Origin of the sequence: Parapedobacter sp. SGR-10, assembly GCF_011030405.1 — a bacterium.
GTDB lineage: Bacteria > Bacteroidota > Bacteroidia > Sphingobacteriales > Sphingobacteriaceae > Sphingobacterium.
The window spans coordinates 380055-396862 of the sequence record NZ_JAAJTJ010000001.1 but is presented as its reverse complement, the minus strand read 5'-3'; the positions used below and the strand labels follow the sequence as shown (position 1 = coordinate 396862).

General features: G+C 43.0%; 11 protein-coding genes. 8 read left to right on the top strand and 3 right to left on the bottom strand.

Features of this window, described 5'->3' with window-relative positions; all coding sequences use genetic code 11:
* The first annotated feature begins 95 nt into the window (after nucleotides 1–95).
* Nucleotides 96–1154 carry a serine hydrolase domain-containing protein gene (locus G5B00_RS01630; RefSeq protein ID WP_163871495.1) on the top strand — a complete coding sequence of 353 codons (1059 nt, stop codon included), beginning with the start codon at nucleotides 96–98 and terminating at the stop codon, nucleotides 1152–1154.
* A gap of 84 nt (nucleotides 1155–1238) precedes the next feature.
* Nucleotides 1239–2267: a dipeptide epimerase gene (locus G5B00_RS01625; protein ID WP_163871494.1), complete on the top strand. Its 1029-nt coding sequence runs from the start codon at nucleotides 1239–1241 to the stop codon at nucleotides 2265–2267.
* A 37-nt stretch (nucleotides 2268–2304) separates the two neighbouring features.
* Here G5B00_RS01625 and G5B00_RS01620 read toward each other — a convergent pair whose 3' ends face one another.
* Complete coding sequence (locus G5B00_RS01620) at nucleotides 2305–3549, bottom strand: DUF819 domain-containing protein (protein ID WP_163871493.1); 1245 nt, start codon at nucleotides 3547–3549, stop codon at nucleotides 2305–2307.
* A gap of 69 nt (nucleotides 3550–3618) precedes the next feature.
* Nucleotides 3619–4737, bottom strand: coding sequence for a serine hydrolase domain-containing protein (locus G5B00_RS01615; RefSeq protein ID WP_205966247.1), 1119 nt, complete (start codon nucleotides 4735–4737; stop codon nucleotides 3619–3621).
* 229 nt (nucleotides 4738–4966) lie between these two features.
* On the opposite strand from G5B00_RS01615, the gene G5B00_RS01610 reads away from it, so the two are divergent.
* The 3 genes from G5B00_RS01610 (at nucleotide 4967) to G5B00_RS01600 (ending at nucleotide 7865) form a co-directional block, all read left to right on the top strand.
* Nucleotides 4967–6442, top strand: a complete 1476-nt coding sequence (locus G5B00_RS01610) for a TPM domain-containing protein (protein ID WP_163871590.1) — start codon at nucleotides 4967–4969, stop codon at nucleotides 6440–6442.
* A gap of 67 nt (nucleotides 6443–6509) precedes the next feature.
* The gene (locus tag G5B00_RS01605; RefSeq protein WP_163871492.1) at nucleotides 6510–7298 is read left to right on the top strand and encodes a hypothetical protein; all 789 of its coding nucleotides are present in this window, start codon (nucleotides 6510–6512) and stop codon (nucleotides 7296–7298) included.
* Between the two features lie 42 nt (nucleotides 7299–7340).
* On the top strand, nucleotides 7341–7865 hold the full coding sequence (locus G5B00_RS01600; protein ID WP_163871491.1) for a hypothetical protein: 525 nt from the start codon (nucleotides 7341–7343) through the stop codon (nucleotides 7863–7865).
* 67 nt (nucleotides 7866–7932) lie between these two features.
* On the opposite strand, the gene uvrA is transcribed toward G5B00_RS01600, so the two are convergent.
* Nucleotides 7933–10776 (bottom strand): excinuclease ABC subunit UvrA, encoded by a 2844-nt coding sequence (gene uvrA / locus G5B00_RS01595; RefSeq protein WP_163871490.1) that lies wholly within the window; start codon nucleotides 10774–10776, stop codon nucleotides 7933–7935.
* Between the two features lie 382 nt (nucleotides 10777–11158).
* Between uvrA and G5B00_RS01590 the strand changes: the two genes are divergently transcribed.
* The 3 genes from G5B00_RS01590 (at nucleotide 11159) to G5B00_RS01580 (ending at nucleotide 16803) form a co-directional block, all read left to right on the top strand.
* Nucleotides 11159–11734, top strand: a complete 576-nt coding sequence (locus G5B00_RS01590) for an RNA polymerase sigma factor (protein ID WP_163871489.1) — start codon at nucleotides 11159–11161, stop codon at nucleotides 11732–11734.
* A gap of 284 nt (nucleotides 11735–12018) precedes the next feature.
* Nucleotides 12019–13191: a FecR family protein gene (locus G5B00_RS01585; protein WP_163871488.1), complete on the top strand. Its 1173-nt coding sequence runs from the start codon at nucleotides 12019–12021 to the stop codon at nucleotides 13189–13191.
* 132 nt (nucleotides 13192–13323) lie between these two features.
* On the top strand, nucleotides 13324–16803 hold the full coding sequence (locus tag G5B00_RS01580; protein ID WP_163871487.1) for a TonB-dependent receptor: 3480 nt from the start codon (nucleotides 13324–13326) through the stop codon (nucleotides 16801–16803).
* Nucleotides 16804–16808 lie beyond the last annotated feature (5 nt).

Genomic DNA, 16808 nt, shown 5'->3' with positions numbered 1-16808 from the left:
TTTGGAAATGAGGTGATTTGGAAATTTGAAAATGGTTAATTAAGGTTAATGGTGTCAAACTTAACAACATCACTTCATTACTTAAAAAAAAGAATATGAAACAACTAACATACTTACTGATAGCATTTATTCTGCCACTCTCGCACTTTGCATCGGCGCAACAACGAAAAACTACATTCCCCGGCAAAAAATGGGAAGTTGTCAAAAATCCCGAAGAATCCGGGCTGTCCAAAGAAAAATTGTTGGAGGTCAGGAAACAAATCGAGAATGACAATACTTCAGCGTTTATGATTGTTGTCAACGGCAAGGTAGCTTACCAATGGGGAGAAGTCGACCGAAAATACAATACACATTCTATGCGTAAAAGTGTTTTGAGTGCGATGTACGGCAAATACGTACAAGAGGGAATCATTGCTTTGGAAGCAACAATGGCTGATTTAGGCATTGATGACAACGAGGGATTGTCCGAGGAAGAAAAAAAAGCCACTGTTCGCGATTTACTTAAAGCACGTTCGGGCGTGTACCATCCGGCTTTGTATGAGTCTTCGGGAATGAAGAGACGGAAGCCTGCTCGTTTTTCCGTACGAGCAGGTACACATTGGTACTATAACAATTGGGATTTTAATGTGTTAGGTACTATCTTTGAACAAAAGACCGGTAAGCGTATCTTTGAAGCATTGTATGAAGATATAGCTAAGCCTATCGGTATGGAAGACTATGTACCTGCGGATGGTACTTATATTAGTGGAAAGGAGTCAAGACACAGGGCGTATCCTTTTAATATAACAGCAAAAGACTTAGCACGATTTGGTCTGCTCATGCTCAATATGGGGAATTGGAATGGGAAGCAGGTTATTGATAGTGCATGGGTTGCCGAAAGTACCCGTTACCATTCTGATGCTGCCTTATATGGATCATCGGGGTATGGCTATATGTGGTGGGTGGCTCGCGATTTTAATAAGTATGAATTGTATAAAGGAGTGGATTTACCCGAAGGATCATATGCCGCTCAAGGTGCAGGAGGACACCATCTGATTATCATTCCGGATTATGATATGATCGTGGTACGTCGGGTAAACACAGATATATCCGGCAATAGAGGAAAAGATCTTGCGCCGGTGCTGAAATTGATCTTAGAAGCGAGAATAAAATAGTGGTCAGTAGACAGGCATTGGTGATCAGCAAAGAGATATTGATCACTGACCACTGACCACTGACGACTGACAACTATATAAAAAATGATTAAACTAATATACAAACCCTACGACGTGCAACTGAAGCATGTCTTTCGGATATCGAAGGGGGCACGCAAAAGTGCTCCTGTAATGTTGATTAAGCTGACATACGATGGAGTAGACGGCTATGGCGAAGGGTCTATGCCACCTTTGTATGGCGAATCCTTGGAAACGGCCCAGGCATTTTATGCCAAAGTGGACTTGTCACAGTTTGACAACCCGTTTGATACGGAAACTATCCTTGCGTATGTGAACAGCGTAGCTCCCGGCAATCAGGCAGCCAAGACAGCTATCGATATCGCCTTGCACGATCTGATCGGCAAACTGCTCCATATTCCTGTGCATAGCTTATTTGGTCTCCCTACGGTATCACAACATACATCCATGACAATCGGTATAGACGAACCGGAGGTCATGGCCAAGCGGGCGTTGGAATACAGGGATTTCAAATATTTGAAAATAAAGCTCGGCACGGATAGGGACAGAGAATTGATCGAAGCTATCCGTCAAGTGAGTGATCAACCATTTTTTATCGATGCCAACCAAGGATGGAATAATAGAGAGCAGGCATTGGACTTTATCCACTGGCTCAAAGAGCAAAATACTGTTTTTGTCGAACAGCCCATGTTGAAAGAGGATAAAGCTGGTAATGCTTGGCTGACAGAACGTAGCCCCTTGCCGATTATAGGCGATGAGGGTTTCCAACGTCTTACAGATTTGAAAGAAGTATCGGAGATTTACCATGGTATCAATATCAAGCTAATGAAATCTACGGGCCTTCGTGAAGGATATAAGATGGCCGTGACCGCGAAAGCCTTAGGTCTAAAAGTGATGCTGGGCTGTATGACCGAGACATCCTGTGCCATATCGGCTGCGGCACAGTTGACAGCTTTGGCAGATTGGATCGATCTGGATGGCAATCTGGATGTGACCAATGATCCCTACGAAGGTGTAAAAGTAGAGAATGGTATATTAAGCCTATCTTCCTCTCCAGGTATAGGTTTGGTCAATCCGGATTGGGATAGTATTTGATTTTTTTGTAGAGACGCAATACATTGCGTCTCTACTATTATGGCGCAACCATCTGCATCAATATGCCACATACGTATGCCGCATACGTGCCTATAGCGTAGCTGAATACCGATATAATGACTGCTACCGATATGAGTGATGGATGAAAGGCCGCAGCTGTGGCAGATGCCGAAGCAACGCCTCCGACATTGCCCATACTACCCATAGCGTAGAAAAAGAAAGGGGCACGGATGATCTTGGCAACGATAAACAATAACAGGGCATGGAAGGCAATCCAGATAATCCCAACGAGAAATAACAAGGGGTTGGCCAGAATAGCCAGTATATTCATCTGCATACCAATAGATGCGATCAGGATATAAAGAAATACAGTGGCAAACTTGGAAGCACCTACCCCCTCATATTGCCTGGCACGTGTAAATGAAAGTGCTATTCCTAACAGTGTCGTGATAAGGATCAACCAGAAAAATTTGGATGTGAGGCTAAATCGGGACAATTCCGGAGCTTTCATTTCGATAAATCCGGCTATCTGTCCGGCTACAAAATGACCGATAGCGACAACACCAAATGCCAGAGCCATCATGATAAAAATATCCTTGACTTCTGTAGGGCGGACGTTGCTTTTGGCAATAGCATCCATTCGGTGGGTCAATGCTTCGACCGAAGAATTGTCCGCCTTGAAATACCTGTTAAGGGCATTGGCTTTGCTTGCCCCATAAATGAGGATGGCCATCCAGCCATAGGCGACAAATACATCTACTGCCAATGTTGCTGAGAACTGTTCAGGTGAAGGTTGCAGTATGGTATACAAAGCCGCTTGATTGGCTCCGCCGCCTATCCACGAACCGGCGAGGGTAGCAAGTGCTTTCCAGGTATCACCAGAGACAACATCAGGTGCAAAAAGCGACATGACCCATACGGCAAATGGTCCGCCGAGAACAATACCGAGCATACTTGCAAGGAACATGATGCCCGCATTCTTTCGCATGGCCCACAATTCCTTGAGATTGAGGTTCAAAGTGAAAAGTACCAAACAAGCCGGCAATAGATAGTTGGAACTGATATGACCAATGTTGGAATGTTGACCTGATATAATGCCAAAAGAATTGAGCAGTCCTGGGAGGAAATAGCATAGCAATAGGGGCGGAATAACAGTGTAAAATTTTTTAACAAAAGAACTTTTGAGATTGGAGGTAAAGAATACCAGACCTAGTATGCCCATGAGTATTCCGAAGACTATCGTATCATCCGTGATGAAAGCCGTATTAGGGTTTTCTGACATATAAATTGTTTAATCGTATTATTTATGCTGTTGAATATAAGGATATTTTTTCGATTAGGATCGGTGTTTTTACGATCTGGCGTCCAGAATGAGTTGAAACAGCCTGCCTATATTGGCATTGGACACGCTATGACCTGCGTCTGTATTCACCCGGTGTACGATAACCATGTCATAGGTGGGGATGACGAGCATAATCTGCCCGCCCACACCGGCAGCCATATAAGCACCGTCGGGTAGGTCTACGTTGGGTAGCAATTTATATGTAGTCCCTATTTTGTTGACCCACCACATATACCCGTATCCAGAATTTTGTGAAGCCGCGGCATCCGAATAGGACTGTGTACTTTCGGTTACCCATGATTCGGGAATGATCTGCTGGTTTTTCCATTTACCCTTGTTCAGCATCAGCAGGCCGAACCGTGCCAGATCGCTAGCCGTTATCCGAAATGGATAGGCTTTATGCCTCGATTCTGTACCGCTTACATATTGCCCATCATTTACCTTAAAATATTCCATCTGTAAGGGTATAGCCAACTCATTATATATAGTTTGGTATATATCTTTATCTGTCTGCTGCATGAAGATTGTGCCTAAAGCGTTGAAATCCCAGTTGTTATAGTACCAGAATGTGCCGGGTGCGTGGCTATAGCGATCGGGTTTTCGGTTCACCATAGCTTCGGATTCGTAAAGAGCAGGATGGTAGATGCCCGACCGGGCTTGCAACAGGTACCGTACAGTGGCTTGCTTTTCGACGGTTGAAAGACCTTCGTTGTCATCAATCGATAGATCGGTCATCGTCCAATCAAGATTAATATCACCATTTTTGACGTAATTGCCGTAAAGCGCACTCAGAAAGCTTTTGCGCAAGGAATGGCTCTGGTACTTGTGGTTAATATCCCCTCTTTGGTACAAAATTTTTCCCTTGTAGATGACCAATAAGGCTGCGGATTGATGTTGATTGTACTGGTGAGCGACCAAATCCAGTTTGGACGATAAGAAACCAGCGTCCTCGGCCTTGTCGATCTTTTCCCATCGGGCGTTTGGAAATGTAGCTGTGGTCTTGTCTATCGGAGCTGTATCGGTCGGCTGCGGATCGGAGGATTTACAGCTTACGGCAAGCAGGATGATGAAACATGCTAAGGTCATACGGACACCATAACGATTTATTTCTCTGTTGATCTTTATCATAATTCTATCAAAACAATAGGCAATATACGCCAATTAAAGTTATAGACGGATGAAAGGAGGGAAGGGAGTAGAGGAAAGGAGGCGAAAAATTTGTCATTCTGACGAAGAAAGAATCGAAAATAGTTTTGAATACGTTTAAAGATAGATTCCTCGTACCTCGGAATGACAAAATAATAGTAATTTTTTTCTTTTTTTATGCCTACATTTATGATGATCATTTGATTGATTCATGCTAACATTATATAAAAAGTATTTATTCGCTCTTGTCGGGATATGGATGTGGGTATCGGCAATGGGGCAATACACTGTCCAGAATGTACCTAGCCCGAAGGATCGGGGACAGGAGCATTTCGTCAGTAATCCGGATGGGATTTTAAGTTATGGTACAGTCGCGACATTGGACGCGATGTCCCAAGAGATAGATAGCCTGACAGGTGCCGAGTATGCTATCGTCATTGTAAATGACTATGTTGGGCACAGTGATTTTGAGTTTGCGCTGGAACTGTTCAATAGCTGGGGTATAGGTAAAAAAGAATCAAATAATGGCTTATTGCTCTTTATCGCCAAAGATAGACGGGAATACCGCTTTATTTCGGGATACGGTATGGAGCGTATCTTTCCCGATGCTTATCTGAAAAGGGTGGGAGAAAAATACCTTGTGCCTTATTTTCGACAGGAAGACTACGATACAGGTGTGTTAGAAGCATCACAATTCATCTCGCATATTCTTAAATCTCCGGATAGTATAGCCGAATTGGAATCCATGATGCCCGAAGCGATGTCTTTTTGGAGCACGCGTAATCCGGTACTGATGAACTCCCTGTTTATTTTCATACTTTTTACAGGTCTTTATTTGTACGTCCATTTTGTCGCTGCCAGATTATTAAAAGGTACTAAAAAGAAACCAAAACTGATTGCACCGATATTTTGGGGTATGGGCTGTATGTTGTTGCTGATGTTTGTGAGCTTGTTTGTCTTTCTTTTTGTCTTTGGCAACCTGGAAGAAATTTATCAGGCTAAAAATCTGCCTTATTTCGTTTTTATTTTCTGTGCAATCGTGTTGGCCATGAAGATTACAAATGGAAGATCGGCCATTACCAAAAGTTTTAAAGATGAGGAGGACTTGCAGCGTACGTTAAAAAGATTTACGACTTACCTTTTTATCCCTATGCTGCTGACACCGTTGGCATGGATCGATCTGGGTATGATCTTTAACAGGTTTGCTAAAAATACAGGAAGATTTACCCCTCCTGATAACAGTGGTGACTGGGAACGTATAAATAGAGCTGATAGGGGAGCGAAACCAAAACAATACCTCAATAACGGGCAGATCAAGGAAGAAACGGTCAAGAGTTTGCGTTATGAGATTTGGAAGAATAGGAAAACCAATGAGGTCAAACTGGTTGCCTGGGAAAAAAGTTCCCGGTTTAGGGAATGTCCGAAATGTCACTATTATACATTAGAAGTAAACAAGACGAGAACCATTCAATCCGCCACATACTCTTCTTCCGGTCAGGGCGAGCGATTTGATTCTTGTCAGAACTGTAATTACTTTCTGTCCAAAGGATATTATACTATCCCTCGTAAAAGCGAAAGTTCGGGGAGCTCCGGTTCGTCTGGTGGTGGCAGATCTTCATCAGGAGGTGGCGGTGGAAGTTTTGGTGGTGGTTCTTCGGGCGGTGGTGGAGCCGGGGGAAGATGGTAGTCTGAACAAAGTACAACATACAGTCGAAGCAAATGAGGAATAGATTAACTTTTACTTATTCAATACGATGAAATATCTTGTTTTTTGCAGTATGCTGATATGGGGCTGTCATAATGCCTCCTCCAATAAGCAGGTTCCACTCGGAAACGAAGCAGACACCTTGCAGATACAAAAAAATATGGAAAGGCAGCTGCTTTTTGATAACGATACGATCGCGATCTATCGGATTGATTCGGTTTCGTATTTTGAGCAAAGGCAAAAATTCTATGTCGAACAGGATACGATTCCTTACATTGCCGATTTCGAACAGGCAAAAAAAATACTTCAAGGAAAAGTGGTCTTTGGCGGTTGGAACGACGGACAGCGTATCATTGATTCGCTGTTGGATGGACAGATGATTTCGATGGTGCGGTTCGAAAATGGGGAGGTTTTTGATCAAAACCTTCAAAAAGGAATTTTTTCTGATGTATACTTTGTCAAATATTATCCGACGGAGGATATCGTGCTATTTGAAGGGGGCCATACTTCGGATTTTAGCATTAATCTGAAGAATGGGTTAATGGATGTGGAGCAGGTAGGAAATCCGGATTATATCGTTCATTCGCCCAATAAGCGTTATCGTTTGAACGGCTGGTTTCCGGGACAGGAATGCTCCTCCTATTTTATCCAAAAACAGGCTGAGGGGGAATATCTGTTTTGTACCGGTGTACCTATGCATCTCACCAAAGAGGCATTTGATCTTTGTACGATCGGTGATGTCTTTTGGAAATCAGATCAGGAGCTCTATTTTCGGAATACATATTACGGCAATACGGACGATGAAAGATTGGGCTTTTTTCAATTGGTACTAAAATAGAATGCGGTTAAGCCGCGAGGAATAGAGGAATATAAGACAATTATGAAAATGTTTCTAATATCTATCTGTTTTTTGGGTATATATGTGTCTATTGCTTCGGCACAGATTACATCTATATCTTTGGAGCCTTTGGCTACCGTTAGCACACATAAATACACCCGTGTACAGACAGATTCTTTAGCTCAACAAGGAATATTTATATCTGCAGAAGGACTGCCCATTCCACCTCGTTTGTTGTATCATAGCATTATCAACGAAATAACCTGGAGCTTTGATGCTATAAAGAATAAGGCTGTTGGCGATATTGAACTTCATTTTTGGGTCAAAAAAATGCAGCCTCAAAACTTTGAAATCGTCAAGGATATTGGTTACGGCTCCGCACAAGCTATAATTGATATCATTAAACGCAAGTACTGGTCGCCCGGGATTTGGAGTGGTCCTTTGATGGATACCAAATTCAAGTTGGAAATAAGAGTAGATTTTTCGGATTTACTGTTCGTAGAGTTCCGTAGGGTCTCTACGAACTTGCTAAATGAAAAGGAGTCTCAGACTCCATTCTATTGTTGATCCGTAGTGACCGCTTCGCCCAACACTACGGATAGTAGGAGACGCCATTAAAGGCGTCTCTACATGATTACCTCATTTCTTCTCTTAAAAACCTACCTGTCTCACTGTTCTTTTGCTTGACAAGCTCTTCTGGCGTTCCGGAAAAGATAAGTTTTCCGCCATTTCTTCCCCCTTCGGGGCCCATATCAATGATCCAGTCCGCCACCTTGATGACATCGAGGTTGTGTTCGATGATCAAGACAGTATTGCCCCTGTCCACCAGCCTGTTGATAACCCCCAATAACACGTTGACATCTTCGAAATGCAGACCTGTTGTCGGCTCGTCGAGGATATAGAACGTATTTCCGGTATCTTTCTTGGACAGCTCTGTGGCCAGCTTGACCCGTTGTGCTTCACCACCCGATAGTGTCGTGGATGATTGTCCTAAGGTGATGTAGCCTAAGCCTACATCCTTCAATGTCTTGATCTTGCGATAGATCGATGGGATATTTTCAAAAAACTCCACAGCTTCGTCTATGCTCATATCCAACACATCGGATATGGATTTGCCCCGGTAGCGTACTTCCAATGTCTCTCGGTTGTATCGCTTGCCCTGACAAGTTTCACAAGGAACCTGTACATCGGGCAAGAAATTCATTTCGATGATCTTCATGCCCGCTCCCTGACAGGTTTCACAACGACCTCCTTTGACATTGAATGAGAATTGTCCGGGCTTGTACCCTCGTATCTTTGCTTCCGGCAACTGTACAAACAGCGTACGGATATCCGAAAATACGCCGGTATATGTAGAAGGATTGGACCTTGGAGTACGGCCGATCGGGCTTTGGTCTATTTCGATGACTTTATCGATGTGTTCTAATCCCTCGATGCTCTTGTAGGGCATAGGGGTAGACTTGGCTCTGAAAAAATGCTTGTTGAGGATTGGATAGAGTGTGCCGGTAATCAGACTGGATTTTCCCGATCCGGAGACGCCGGTTACCAGGATCAACGTTCCTAGTGGAAAGTCCAGGGAAATATTTTTGAGATTGTTGCCTGTAGCCCCTTTTAGTGTAAGGGTCTTGCCATTTCCTGTTCGGCGCTGTTGAGGGATGCTTACTTCTTTTCTTCCATTGAGGTAGGCAGCTGTGAGGGTATCTGCCTCAACGATATCTTTTGGCGTACCTTTGGCGACGACTTTTCCACCATTGATACCAGCAGCAGGTCCCATATCGATGACATAGTCGGCATTGAGGATCATGTCTTTGTCGTGTTCGACGACTAATACTGAATTGCCGATATCTCTTAGATTTTTAAGTGAGCTGATCAATCTCTCATTGTCTCTTTGGTGCAGTCCGATACTGGGTTCGTCTAAGATATAAAGTACATTCACCAACTGTGAACCGATCTGTGTAGCCAGGCGGATGCGTTGGGCTTCTCCTCCTGACAGCGTTTTTGATGAGCGGTCGAGTGTCAGATAGTTCAGACCCACATCCAATAAAAAACCGAGACGCGCACGTATCTCTTTCAGTATCTCGGTAGCGATGACCTGTTGCCGTTCGTCCATGCGTGTTTCGAGATTGACCAACCATTCCATGAGTGTGGAAATGTCCATTGCGGCCAGTTCGCTGATGTTTTTGCCATCGATCTTGAAGTGCAAGGATTCCTGCTTTAATCGGGCTCCTTGGCAGGAAGGACAGCAAACCTTGGTGCGGAAGTCTTCCAAAGCTGGAGAATCGTCGTTTTGTTTTCCGCTCATTTCTTCGAGCATTTTGAGGAGCCCCGAAAAATTGACACGGTATTCCCGAGCACCATAAGCACCGTAAGATACAGTCAGAGGTATTGGCTCTTCGGAACCGAACAGCAAAGTGTCGATCAGCTCTTCGCTGAGTTTTTCGATAGGTGCGGCTAGTGAAAAATCAAACTTATGGGCTACAGCTTTCAGTATAGCGGAGTTCCAGGACTCCCGTAGAGGACCCAATGGGGCAATCGCTCCTTTTTGTATACTGATTTTACGGTCGGGGATAACTATATTTTTGTCGATTTCAAAAATATAGCCCAACCCATCACATTTTGGACAGGCTCCATAAGGTGAGTTGAATGAAAATGTATTGGGTTGGGGTTCATCGTAGGAAATTCCTGATTCGGCGTCCATCAGATACCGACTGAAAAACTGCTCGCGTGTATTCTCTCTGTTGCTGATCTTGATGATGCCCTTGGCCGCTTTCATGGCCTGCAATACAGAGGTGTAAAGTCGTTTTCTGTCTTCCTGCGAGACTTTGAGCCTGTCGATGACGATTTCGATATCGTGTATCTTGTAGCGGTCTACCTGCATTTTAGGTACAATATCCGATATTTCACCGTCCACACGCACTTTGGTATAGCCTTGTTTGCGTATTTGCTCGAAGAGTTCGCGGTAATGTCCTTTTCTTCCCTTGACCACGGGCGCCAGTATATGGATGGCTTCCTCCTTGAAGTCTTCGAGTATCCTGTCGACGATCTGGTCTTCGGACATACGCTCCATCTTCTTGCCCGTCACATAGGAAAAAGCTTCACTTGCCCGGGCATAGAGCAGGCGAAGAAAATCATAGATTTCGGTGATGGTGCCGACAGTAGAACGGGGATTTTTGCTTGTTGTTTTTTGTTCGATGGAGATGACGGGACTAAGTCCGGAAATCTTGTCCACATCGGGTCGTTCCAATCCGCCTAAAAATTGACGGCTATAGGCCGAAAAAGTTTCCATATAACGGCGTTGGCCTTCGGCATAGATGGTGTCAAAAGCAAGAGATGATTTGCCAGAGCCACTCAACCCTGTGATCACGACCAACTCATTTCTGGGAAAGGATACATCTATATTTTTTAGATTGTGGGCTCTCGCTCCGAAGACCTCTACTTCATTTTGATCCACTAAATCTACTGCTTTTGTCTTAGCCATTCGAACATTTTTTACAACTTGCAAAGTTACGGAAATAAAACGGCTTTTTGGTAAGACCTATAAGGTTTTCAAAACCTAAAGACCTGTCTGACTTACTGGTTTTTGTGCACTGATTTGTATTTATAAAAAGACTTGACTAACTTCGAATAGTTATAAACGTAAATCGGAGTCACTTCATTGTTTCGCTAAGGGTTATCTTTATGTTATCAAGATGTTATTAAATTTATTTTGACATTAGAGATTGTCTATGAACAAAATATATTCTCTAGTTTTGGGGTGTGGGTTATAAATTAGGAAGACAATGGAGAAATGCAACCTTAATAATAAGAATAGCTTCGCTTTATGAAAGTTTCAAATCCCTAAAAACGGAAGAGATATATCCATGAATCATTCTCAATTGATCGATAATTTAAGAAAAGGAAAAGAGGAGGGCTTAACAGCAATCTACCGTCTTTATAAGCGTTCGTTGCTTTATTTTTCTTCACAATTTGTGGATCGTGAGACTGCAGAAGAAATTGTCTCTGATACCTTTGTTAAGGTATGGCGGTTGAGAGCGGATTTTGACTCCATGCAAAAATTGAAAGCATTTTTATATATCTCTACCAAGAATGCTTGCTTGAATCATTTGAGACGACCACAGGCAAAGTGGAATATCGAAGAAATAGAGAGATGGAAAGAAGATTTGTTTGAGGATGCGGAAGTGTTTGTCAAAATAGTCCAAACCGAATTGTTGGAACAGATCTATAAAGAGGTTGGTCGGCTGTCGGTAAAGCAACGTGAAGTGTTTAATATGACCTATCTGGAGGATATGACCGTAGAGGAAATCGGTAAAAAACTCAAAATAAGTCCTACGGCCGTGTACGTACATCGTTCCAGAATGATCGCCTTGCTCCGGAGTTCCCTCAAGATAAAAGATGCATTCTATCTATTGTTTTTTTTACCCCAGTTTTTTGTTTGATGATAGGGGCAAATGATCATTTGCCTTACAAATCCCTCTGTACTTGACGAAAGAATTATCACACTGGACATTTGTGGTTTCTTTTTGATGAGTCCTCCTGACAAGCCGGGTCAATTTTCACCTTTACATTGACGATCGATATAAAATTTTCATTTTGTATGTTTTTTCCATTATTTATCAAATCGTATAAAAAACATATTAGTAATCAGCTGCTTGTGATTTTTCTTCAAAAAGTATGAAAGATATCCTTTCCTATCGTGTTTCTATCATAAAGGCTCTATATCATGCACCATATCAATCAAGCTGTTCACCTTTTAAAGAGCTACCTAAAAGGTGATATACATCCCGATTCAAACGAGAAGTTGCAGCAGCTTTTGACCAAATATCCCGATTTGCTTGACTTTGTGAAGAGCCTTGATAATCCGGATGACCTTGAGGATGCTTTGGATCAGTATAAGTCATTCGATGACGAAAAGATCGATAATAAAGGGGATCACATGTTGCAAGACATATTATCCCGGATCAAAGAGGAAAGGAAGCCTCAGATCATAAGCTTCAAGCGGGTAGCGGTCATAGCGGCTTCGGTAGCTGTACTGTTTTTTGCAGCGTTTTATGTACTTGGTGATCGCTTTGTAGGTTTGGGGCAGACGACACTGCAAAGCGCAGCAAGTTTTTCTCCAGGGACAAATAAAGCCATACTGACCACATCGGATGGCAAACAATTGGAATTAAGCTCTTCTTACGGAGGTATTATCGTGGCGGATAGGTTGCTTTATGAGGATGGTTCAGTGGTGTGGGAAGAGAAGGCATTGGATCAAAATATGACCTTGACCCTGGCTACGCCGCGGGGAGGGCAATACCAAGTGTCTTTGTCGGATGGTACAAAAGTATGGCTAAATGCAGAAAGTAAACTACACTATCCCCGGGTATTCTCCGATAGTATCCGTATGGTCGAAATGGAGGGAGAAGCTTATTTTGAAGTGGCAAAAGATGCGCAAAAACCTTTTATCGTAAAGACGAAGCAAGAAAAAATAGAGGTCCTTGGTACTCATTTCAACGTCAATGCATATACTGAAGAATCAACGTCTGCGGTGGCGCTGCTAGAAGGGAAGGTAAAGGTGTCTCTAGGAGATCGGACATCTAAAGTCCTCCAACCGGGACAGCAGTCTTTGGTAAAAGAAGATGCTATTCAGGTCCAGAACATAGATGTAGCAGAAAGTATAGCTTGGAAGAATGGTGAATTTATGTTCAACAATGAAAGCCTGAGCAGTGTGATGCGTAAATTGGCAAGATGGTATGATATTGAGGTAGAGATTGCTTCGGATGTGCAGGATATATCTATCTGGGGATCTATATCTCGTTATGACAACTTTAGTGAAGTGTTGCAGGTCATCAAAATGACGGACGATAATATTCAGTTTAAGATTGAAGGAAGGAGGGTAAAGCTGATGAAGTAGCTATAAACAAGACCTTCGATGAATACAAGACTGTTAGAAAAACCGGAGAAGGTGGCACTTCCCCGGTGGATGGTTTCATTCTTGAAAATGTACTAAAGCAATAACATTTAAAAACTTAACCAATCAAAGGTAATGAAAAATTACGTTTTATCTATTGGGACAGGTAAGCTGTTCCCTAGATACGGATATCTGCTTATTATGAAGATGATTGTTTTATTTCTTTTGGTTGCAGTATCTCAACTACAAGCAGGAGTATTGGCCCAAACGGTAAGTCTCACCAAGAAAAGTGTGCCTATTGTAGATATATTCCGAGAAATCAGAAAACAGACGAACTATACGGTGATCTGTAATGCTGCAATCATCAAAGAAACGCCAGCCATCGATATCGATATAAAGAATGTGTCGTTGGAGAGAGCGTTAAAAACGATTTTAGAACCAAATGAATTAACTTATACCATAAAGGGGAAGGCAATTGTCATAAAGAAAAAGACTCCAAATGCTTATAAGGCTCCACCCAAAAGAGACAGACCAAACACGGTTCAGGAGAATCTGGTGACCGGGTTGGTGACCAATGCCTCCAAGCAACCTTTACAGGGAGTAACTGTCACAGTGAAAGGCAAAAGCCACCTTAAAACCGGTACGGATCTCAACGGTCGTTTTGTCCTCAATGTCGGTAAGGGAGAAACCATTGTGATCTCTTTGGTAGGTCACATCACACAAGAAGTATTGATAGGTGATCAGCAGGAGATCACGATCAGCATGGAAGAAGACCTTGAAGGTCTCGAGGAAGTCGTCGTAGTCGGCTTTGGAACACAGAAAAAAGAAAGTGTAATCTCTGCTATCACCTCGGTTTCTCCGAAAGATTTAAGAGTGCCGAGCAGTAACCTGACAACTGCTTTGGCAGGACGCATTGCAGGTATGATTTCTTACCAAACCAGTGGCGAGCCGGGGCGCGATAATGCGGATTTCTTTATTCGTGGTGTGACGACTTTTGGGGCAGGTAAAGTCGATCCGCTCATATTGATAGATAATGTGGAAGTGACTCCTACAGATTTGTCAAAGATGCATCCCGATGATATTCAGAACTTTTCTATCCTGAAAGATGCGACAGCAACCTCGTTATATGGTGCACGCGGTGCAAACGGAGTGATACTGATTACGACCAAAGAGGGTAAAGAAGGTAAAGTCAGGGTTAGTGTTCGTATGGAAAACTCTTTTTCAGAACCTACCTCTACGATTAAAATGGCAGATCCCATTACGTATATGCGTTTGGCAAACGAAGCTGCATCTACCCGCAATCCATTAGCATCGACTCCCTACTCGAATAATAAAATCGATGCTACCATGAATGCCGATCGGAATCAATTTGTGTATCCCGCCGTAGATTGGATGGATATGATCACTAAGGATGTGGCGATGAACCAGCGTGCGAATTTGAATATTTCGGGTGGTGGCACTGTGGCGCGCTATTATATTGCAGGTTCCTTTGCAAAGGACAATGGGATATTGAAAGTGGACGAGCGGAACAATTTTAACAGTAATGTCGATTATGAACAGTACATGCTCCGCTCCAATATCAATATTAACCTTACCTCATCTACAGAAGCCATTGTCCGTTTACACGGGACATTCGATGATTATAATGGTCCTATTGCAGGTGGTAGCGATATGTACAGAAAAGTACTGCAGGTTAGTCCTGTCCGTTTTCCGGCTTATTTCGAACCAGATGAATTTTTCCGTAGAGCTGGACATATTCTATTTGGGGGCTTTGAGGGTGATTCATACATGAATCCTTATGCTGAATTGTTGAGAGGGTATCGACAAGAAAGTAGATCTAAGATGATGGCACAGATGGAGCTCAAACAAGATCTGGGTGCTTTGGTTCCAGGACTTACAGGTAGGTTGTTGGGCAATACAACCCGAATATCCGGATTTGACCTTACCAGATCCTATAGCCCTTTTTACTATCAGATCCTACCAGGTCAGTACAACAGGTTCACGGATGAATATAGACTGACCGAACTGAATCCTACCGGTGGTAGCGAATTTATTACCTATGCTCCCGGATACAAGGCCGTCGAGAGTTCTTTTTATGGAGAGGCTTCTTTGGCCTACAACCGTACCTTCAATGCAAAGCATGAAGTCAGTGGAATGTTGGTAGGGATAGCCCGCAACGCACTTACTGCAAATGCTGCTACGCTTTCTGCTTCGCTGCCGCAGCGCAATCTCGGATTATCTGGAAGACTTACCTATGGATACGATAACCGTTATTTTGCTGAATTTAATTTTGGTTACAACGGGTCTGAAAAGTTTGACAAAGGTCACCGCTGGGGTTTCTTCCCTTCTGTGGGAATAGGATGGTCTGTCGATAGAGAGAGTTTTTGGAAAGGCGAATTGAAAGAGATCGTTTCCAAACTGAAACTTCGCGGTACCTATGGCCTGGTCGGAAATGATGAGATAGGTTCACAACGCTTCTTTTATCTTTCGGAGGTGACCATTGGCGGTGGTGGCAATTTCACTACAGGTTATAATTTCAATGGTATTAACCATAATGGCGTACTTATCAGAAATTATGCTAACCCGAATATAGGATGGGAAATCGCTCGTAAAACGAATGTAGGTTTGGAATTGGGGCTGTTTAATGGAAAAGTAGACATTATAGCGGACCTGTTTCACGAATATAGGAGCAATATTCTCCAATCTAGAGCAGATATTCCTGTAGAAATGGGCTTGTGGAGTACGCCGCAGGTCAATGTGGGCGAAGCTCAGGGAAGAGGTATAGATGCCTCACTGGATTACAAGCACAATCTTTCAAGCACGGCCTGGTTGATCGGAAGAGCAAACTTCACTTATGCACGTTCGACTTATCTCTATTATGAAGAAGCAGAATACTCTCGTCTTAATATGGATTGGCTTTCAAAGAGAGGTAACGCTGTGAAACAACAGTGGGGATATGTGGCCGAAAGACTGTTTATCGACGATGCGGACGTAGCCAACTCTCCACGTCAAGAATTTGGAGAATATATGGCAGGTGACATCAAATACAAGGATATCAATGGTGACAATATCATCAATGAACTCGACAGAGTACCTATCGGTTACCCTACTATTCCAGAAATAAATTACGGCTTTGGGTTGTCCGCAGGATATAAAAATCTAGATGTGTCCATCTTTTTTCAAGGTTCTGCACGGTCTTCGTTTTGGATTGATGCCGCCACCATGTCACCTTTCCGTCAGCATTCTTCTGATGGCAAGATATTGGAAACAGGTTTGGCCCAATTTATTGCGGATGACCATTGGACAGAATTGTCTCAAAATCCCAATGCGGCATGGCCACGACTGTCAAACATACTTATCGATAACAACAATCAGCGTAGCACCTGGTTTCTGCGAAATAATGCGTTTTTACGCTTCAAAAGTGCGGAGATTGGTTACGAACTACCAAAAAAATGGATAGATCGGGTTAATTTATCTTCCTGTCGTTTTTATTTAAGCGGAACCAATCTTCTGGTATTCAGTAAGTTTAAGTTGTGGGATGTTGAGATGGGTGGCAATGGATTGGGGTATCCTCTTCAGCGTGTTTTTAATTTAGGTGTTAATCTTTCATTTTAATAGAA